At 42.0% G+C, this 6,203-nt stretch carries 7 protein-coding genes and 2 pseudogenes; 2 read left to right on the top strand and 7 right to left on the bottom strand.

Annotated elements, in window-relative coordinates; all coding sequences use genetic code 11:
• The first annotated feature begins 147 nt into the window (after positions 1–147).
• On the top strand, positions 148–543 hold the full coding sequence (locus ACGF5R_RS23415) for a hypothetical protein (protein ID WP_387692996.1): 396 nt from the start codon (positions 148–150) through the stop codon (positions 541–543).
• Between the two features lie 52 nt (positions 544–595).
• On the opposite strand, the pseudogene ACGF5R_RS23410 reads toward ACGF5R_RS23415, so the two are convergent.
• The 4 genes and pseudogenes from ACGF5R_RS23410 to ACGF5R_RS23395 form a co-directional block, all read right to left on the bottom strand.
• Positions 596–1,163, bottom strand: a pseudogene (locus tag ACGF5R_RS23410) (conjugal transfer protein TraG N-terminal domain-containing protein); the annotation flags it as partial.
• The gene (locus tag ACGF5R_RS23405; protein ID WP_387692995.1) at positions 1,114–1,326 is read right to left on the bottom strand and encodes a hypothetical protein; all 213 of its coding nucleotides are present in this window, start codon (positions 1,324–1,326) and stop codon (positions 1,114–1,116) included. The pseudogene ACGF5R_RS23410 and the gene ACGF5R_RS23405, both read right to left, overlap by 50 nt.
• On the bottom strand, positions 1,326–1,544 hold the full coding sequence (locus tag ACGF5R_RS23400) for a hypothetical protein (protein ID WP_387692993.1): 219 nt from the start codon (positions 1,542–1,544) through the stop codon (positions 1,326–1,328). Before ACGF5R_RS23400 ends, ACGF5R_RS23405 begins: the two co-directional genes overlap by 1 nt.
• Positions 1,544–2,119, bottom strand: a complete 576-nt coding sequence (locus ACGF5R_RS23395; protein WP_387692991.1) for a hypothetical protein — start codon at positions 2,117–2,119, stop codon at positions 1,544–1,546. Before ACGF5R_RS23395 ends, ACGF5R_RS23400 begins: the two co-directional genes overlap by 1 nt.
• Before the next feature lie 1,169 nt (positions 2,120–3,288).
• On the opposite strand from ACGF5R_RS23395, the gene ACGF5R_RS23390 reads away from it, so the two are divergent.
• Positions 3,289–4,689 carry an ATP-binding protein gene (locus ACGF5R_RS23390; RefSeq protein WP_387692989.1) on the top strand — a complete coding sequence of 467 codons (1,401 nt, stop codon included), beginning with the start codon at positions 3,289–3,291 and terminating at the stop codon, positions 4,687–4,689.
• Positions 4,690–4,835: 146 nt separating this feature from the next.
• On the opposite strand, the gene ACGF5R_RS23385 is transcribed toward ACGF5R_RS23390, so the two are convergent.
• The 3 genes and pseudogenes from ACGF5R_RS23385 to pilV all read right to left on the bottom strand — a co-directional run.
• Positions 4,836–5,117, bottom strand: a complete 282-nt coding sequence (locus tag ACGF5R_RS23385; protein ID WP_387692987.1) for a hypothetical protein — start codon at positions 5,115–5,117, stop codon at positions 4,836–4,838.
• Positions 5,118–5,154: 37 nt separating this feature from the next.
• The gene (locus ACGF5R_RS23380; RefSeq protein WP_387692986.1) at positions 5,155–5,316 is read right to left on the bottom strand and encodes a hypothetical protein; all 162 of its coding nucleotides are present in this window, start codon (positions 5,314–5,316) and stop codon (positions 5,155–5,157) included.
• A 148-nt stretch (positions 5,317–5,464) separates the two neighbouring features.
• A pseudogene (pilV, locus tag ACGF5R_RS23375) lies at positions 5,465–6,085 on the bottom strand (shufflon system plasmid conjugative transfer pilus tip adhesin PilV); the annotation flags it as partial.
• Between the last annotated feature and the right edge of the window lie 118 nt (positions 6,086–6,203).

Raw genomic sequence — 6,203 nt, 5'->3', positions numbered from 1 at the left:
ATCGCCCCCGAAAAACACGGGGTGGGAAAACACCGAATGAATTATTTAAGGGAATACGAACATGTTTACTTCCAGATTAACGATGTTGCACTTATTATGTGAATCTACCTTATTTATCTGAACATTGTTTCAACAAGAGACTACCCAATGACTAACCATCATGACATACAACGTACAATGCGCACTCAGATTCGGGGAGCAAAAGCTGCCAGGATTTATCGTAATTTACGCCAGCGTTTACATATTTGGGATGCACATTGTGTTGCCAAAGCCCACAAATACAATCTCCCCAGTTGGATAGGACATTTACCAATTTATCTATTTGTTGGCAGCTCAGTTATTGCATTACTGCTTGGGTCATTGGCTATAGCTATAATGGTTATACTGGCCTTTGTATTATTACTAGGAATTTCTCAAAACATGTGGAATAAAAAAAATTCAAATATAAATGAGCAAAAAGCTGCTTATGAACATTTTTCATGGGAACAAGATTGGGATAAAGACACTTATAAAAGACATTCATGGGAATCAGATGACTGTTGAGATCAAGAATAACCCTATCCAGTCATCCATATCAGGCTATACTAAGTAACAATTAAAGCTTTCCAGATATCTTATAACCTAATTGACTGCCAGCCGCCTTGCTATCCTTATTTGCTGTGCTGCCTGCATTTTCTATTACTCCACCAACTTTAACTCCAGCCCAAGACAAAGCACTCATCCACAATGCCGGCAACACAATAAACATCGTCCCCATCACAAAACTCATAATGATATCGTCTGTACTATTCTGAAAACCGGCCATATTCCAGCGGCTGTGCGTATCTGAACCATACAATGCCTCCAGAAGCCAACTGTCTAGCCAGCGTGCCAACTCCCACCAGAATATCAAAAAATTCAGCGCAAACATGACAAAGGTCAGCGTAATAACCGTCTTATATTCGTAGACAGCAAATACTATAATCAGCGGTAATATGATAGTCACCGCCATCAATATAACAGCCTGCACCATCGGTAATGCCTGGCGCATTGCATCAAACGCCGGAAATGCCGCCAGACTCCCCGCCCAATGAGGCTATCCGGCCCACCGAATTCATCAGAGTAAAATCCACATTACCCCCGTAACCTGCATAGACATGTCCTCCTTGAGATGCGGCGGCGTTTTTCAAGGTGGTTTTCAGCCTGCGTGACCTGTTGCTGAGTCGCTTTCATTCCCATCACTGTCTGTTCAGAGATAGCAATCTGTGCCGCCGAAGCTGACAGAGACATAACAACGCCAATCAGCACCACTCCCTTCCTCTGGCTGAAAAAATCTTTTCTCATCATTACCCTCCATTGACTGACAGGGTTTGACGATGCCCCTGTACCTGGCACAAAGCCTGATGATCAGAGATATTGACCAACGTCCACTCAAATGCACGTTCACCCGGAGTCAGTAAACGCATTTGAGATATTTGGGAATGAGGATCTGTGTCTCGTGGAATAATAACGGCATAAACTTGTTCTCCCCGACGTTCAATACCAGAAAGTATGAAAGGGGCCACTATCCGTTTCTTCGTTCGAAGAACCTCCCGGTCAGGTGTGCCAGCTTTTCTACCAGATGCTTTTCCTGCTGAGATTTCCACGTGATTATTGCGTCAACGCGCATTTCCTGCTGTTTCACGGTATTTTTCAATACACTCACTACTTCGGTAAGATCCTGATGAGCACGGCTTAAATCAGTCACTGACTGTGCGAGTTGTTTCTGTTGGTCGTTGACGGCTCCCTGTTGCGCTATCAATGCCTGATGAAACCGGTTATTTTGCATTTGCCAGTCCTGACGGGAGACAAAGCCGGTATCCGCTTTATCAAGTCGTTCGTGCAGCTTTTGCACCTCATCAGGCAAATGCTGGAATGAGCCATTTCGCATCAATGACTGAAATTCCACTAACTGATGTTGCTGCTGCCGTACCACAAATGCCAGCAACGCTATACTGACAATAACAAGCAATATTGACAGATACCCCAGACATTTTTTTAACGACAACAACCTAGATTGGATCTCTTGAGAAACCGCCTGCCGCAAGCTGTCAATTTCAGCCTCAGACGTCGACGACAGAGGCGGTATTTCAGTTGTCATACACAACATCCTTGTTTGTTTTATTTAGCGCTGTGCCTGGCGTACTTTTAGTATTATCGAGTTGTTTGACAAAACAACGGGCACAGAAATGCGACTTATTCAGTAGTGATTAGAGTCTAATCATATGATTACCCGATACAGGGAAGAATACTGGGCAAAACCAGAGAGGATGACGATAAAAAACTCAATATGAAAAAGTAAAAATTACACCTAAATATGAAAGTAAGCGGCTTATGTAAACCGTATTGGCTATTATGCAACAGTGAGGCTGACATTCCACGGGAATAATTCGTGTACCTTGTTGGTGGTCAGCCCACAATATTGCTGATGACGTAGCAGTTAGGCCTCTGGCTCCACACCAGTCAGTCTGCAGATGCCTACCAGACTGTACAGGATGGCTGCACGTTTGCCCCCACTGTTTGATTGAGCATAGGTATCTACAATGATCGTGACATTTGACTTATTAGAATTGTCCTTGGAGCTGCTATTTGCACCTATCAATATAAACTTCCCGTTTGAACACCCAGCCTAAAACAGAAAATATTAATGCAATCTTCTGGGTCGTCATCGTCTTAACATGCCGCCAGCATCGGTTATCATCCTTACCCAATCATCGACCAATAAGACCAATCTGATCCACTCCAGTTTCCATTGTCATCGGTGAAATAGATACATGGCCAACCACTTTCTGATATCGCCTATCCTCAACAATTGCAACTACTAAAAAAGCCTACGGTAGGAAAAACAGTTATTCTGTCCAACTATCCCCATCACTTTGTGATGCTACATCACTGTTAATTTTCAATCCCATTGCTCACCTCCACTCCTTTCCTTTGTTTTCCGTAACTATCATGAAGAAAAGAGGTTATTAAGACGTATCTCGTGGAATAGGTTCTGAGCATCATCTAACAAGTTCCCGAACAATCACCGCGACTTGTATCTTATATAAAGCTACGACTTCACTAGTCCAAATGCTTAGGCTTCAATCCTGCTAGCAATAACTGTATGTTAGGTAACGGCAATACAGCAATATAATGCTACCAATCTCATCAAATTATAGCGAATAGACCCATTGAATGGTTTTGTTCATCAATTCCCTTTACTGTTTGACCAAATAATAAATTTTTATGAGATAATGTTTTTATACGATTGAAAAAGGAGAGTCCTTCATGTCCATTACGGGTTATGATTTCCAATTTTTTGCCAAAAAAGTGAATGAGATACTTACGCTAAGTGTACCAGTTCGTACTCCTGAAAGACTGTTTGGAAGAGACCATCAATTAGAAGTAATTCAGCTAGCATTGCATGCTGAAGGCCGTCATGTATTTATTTACGGCGACAGGGGCGTAGGAAAAACATCACTTGCTCATACTGCTGCAAATTTGGTTCAATCATCTGATAATAAACCTATTTATGTAAGTTGCGATCCAGAATCAACCCTAGAAAGCATTATAGAATCAATTTATTATCAGGGCATTGGTAATATGCCTAAAAGTAAATACAAATCAACAACAACATTAGGTATTAATATTCCCGGAATAAAAGCGGAAACTAGCCTATCAGAAAGGGAAGAACAAAAACGCCCAATAATAAATAATATTCCAAGCGCTGTTGCCGCCTTAGATTTCTTGGGAAAAAAATACTCCCAAAAAACAGTAATAGTTATTGATGAATTTGATTTGATCTCCAATGATGAACAACGAGCCAAGTTTGGAATATTACTTAAGCAACTGAGTGATGGTGAAGTTAAGGTAAAAATAATATTTACTGGTATTGGTCAATCAGTAACTGACCTAATTGGAGGCCATCTATCAAGTCAACGACAATTAGAGCAAATCGAACTTGAAAGGCTAAACTGGACAGGCAGAAAACTAATTATAACCAGTGCTTTTGAGTATTTTAATATAGATATTCCTTCAGATATAAGTGACAGAATTTGCGCTTTAAGTGATGGATTTCCTTACTATGTACATTTGATGTGTAATAAACTATTGCATGAATGTTTTAAATCAAAAGATACAATTACTCAAGTAAACAAAGAACTGTTCTTAGCATCATTAAATGCTGCTGTAATGTCAGTAGAAGAGTCTCTTAAACAAAGTTATGACATGGCAACATCTCGTGATGAACATATGCATTACATCTTATGGGCGATGGCAGAAGGTGCAGATTTGACTAGAGAGTTGGATCATATCATAGCATCTTATGTAATTGTAATGAATAAACTTAACCAGCCAAATCTCAGCTTGGAAGAATTCAAAAAACGTTTTACGAAACTACGAAAAGATAATCATGGGAGTATTATTACTCATGCATTACGTGGTCGTTCTGGTGTGCGCCCAGGCTGGTTTTGTTTCAGAGAAAACATGATCCGTGGGTTCATAAGAATGCATGCAGAGAAATGTGGCATAGTCTTAGATTTTGAACGCCACTACAGTGCTATTACAGCAAATATCAGAACAGCAGCTGTCAGAGGTTATTACGATCCTTTAAATACTGTTGAACGTAAGGTTGCAATCCTCAGAAAGGATGATGAAAAAGAAAATAATGATGATCAAAATAATATATAAATAACAACAGTAATTCTTTAATAGCTAATTCAAGATATTTGGGAGAGTTATCTAAACGCCGCCATAAATATTGAAGAAAAGGGCTTACCTGTGGGAGAGTAACTTTTTAGACTTCGACTGACAACTTTATGTACATTTAACATATGTTAGTTGAGGTTTAAAAAGTCACACCTCACCACCACCATAACACCACGGGCAGCCGTTGAAACATAACGCCATTCATACAGTAAGTTTTGTAATGTAATCCCTGTTCGTTCCCAGCGAGTGATAACCACTTTAACCATCCGATAACGCCTTGTTGGGTAATGCGCCAAAACCGAACAAGCCAGTTGTATCTGAGCTAGTCGCATCAAGTGAGAACGAAACAGAATATCCCTGTCTGCCCGCAAAAGTGCCCCTTCAAGTTCGCGAACAAATGCCGCATGCAAGCACCGGGTTCAACTTCGCGTCAGACGCCCTATCCTGTCAGTCGGGGAAAGATGAATGACGTAATACCGTTTTTTCCTGTGCAGGAAACCCGAACAGATAAATCCCCGCCAAGGCGTTAATCTGCTCACCAGTGCAAAGCAAGGACAACACAAAACCACCAAAATAAAAATCAGATATACGAACATGTGACGTTTTCATTTACAGCAGGTAATAACATAAGCTGATTCGCTGCTTTGGTAACCCACAAATTTCAATCCCGCCGCATAATATCCGGGCTTACATCGGTGTTCAGCGAAATCACGTCCCCCCAGTTTCCATCCTGATAACATTGATTCTGCTGCAAGGTGGCTTCTGCTTTTGTCCACAGACCCGACTGGCAGGACAGTATGGCGCCTTTGCTATCGCGGCTAACCAATCCGTTGGGTAAACAGGGCGTACCCGCCACAGCCACTTTATCAAGTTGTAAAAACTCCCCGGTCGACAAACGCCCATCAGCCCGGAGGGTACCGCCTTTGATTTGCCCCTCAGTATAAACGCTTTTATTATTGACACTGCGAAGCCAGTTGCTGTCCGACATCACCCAACCACCACCATAGGTTTCATTTAACCAGCCTTTATTCTTTGTCGTCACAATCCAACCATCGTGGCTACGAATATCCCCCTGAAACTGGCCGACATTCGCCCGGATATCGCCACTGAAATGTCCAGCCTGTGCATTCACGGTAGCCGTATTGTTCAGGTTATTGCCTCCCATGTTAATATCAGTATGCATTTTGTTCAGCTCCGGACGACCGGGGACAGCAAAACGGTATAGCCGGTAGCTTTCCTCACGAGCGGAAGACAACTCATCTGCGCTCAGTAACACTGCCAGGTGCCCTTCACCACTGTTTATCCCAAAATCCTTTAAAGGCACTGTCCATGTACTCATTGCGCCAGTAGCCGTCTTTCCATCCCGAATGTATCCCCCCGCTATGCGAGGGTGTCGCAAAAGGTCGGCATTGAAAATAACCCCACAGAAATTTATTGCCTGTTATTGGGACTGGCAACCCATGACAGGCTAAAAATAGCCCATAATATCAGGGCAA

It is taken from the genome of Photorhabdus sp. RM71S (assembly GCF_042879355.1).
GTDB classification, from domain to species: Bacteria; Pseudomonadota; Gammaproteobacteria; order Enterobacterales; family Enterobacteriaceae; genus Photorhabdus; species Photorhabdus kayaii.
Note: the sequence above shows the minus strand (reverse complement) of the source record. Positions and strands in the feature narration are given on the sequence as shown.

What these genes read in the sequence shown, in the direction of transcription:
- ACGF5R_RS23395 (WP_387692991.1), bottom strand. Translation starts at nt 2,119, where the DNA reads ATGACAACTGAAATACCGCCTCTGTCGTCGACGTCTGAGGCTGAAATT.
- ACGF5R_RS23390 (WP_387692989.1), top strand. Translation starts at nt 3,289, where the DNA reads ATGTCCATTACGGGTTATGATTTCCAATTTTTTGCCAAAAAAGTGAAT.
- ACGF5R_RS23380 (WP_387692986.1), bottom strand. Translation starts at nt 5,316, where the DNA reads ATGAAAACGTCACATGTTCGTATATCTGATTTTTATTTTGGTGGTTTT.
- ACGF5R_RS23405 (WP_387692995.1), bottom strand. Translation starts at nt 1,326, where the DNA reads ATGATGAGAAAAGATTTTTTCAGCCAGAGGAAGGGAGTGGTGCTGATT.
- ACGF5R_RS23415 (WP_387692996.1), top strand. Translation starts at nt 148, where the DNA reads ATGACTAACCATCATGACATACAACGTACAATGCGCACTCAGATTCGG.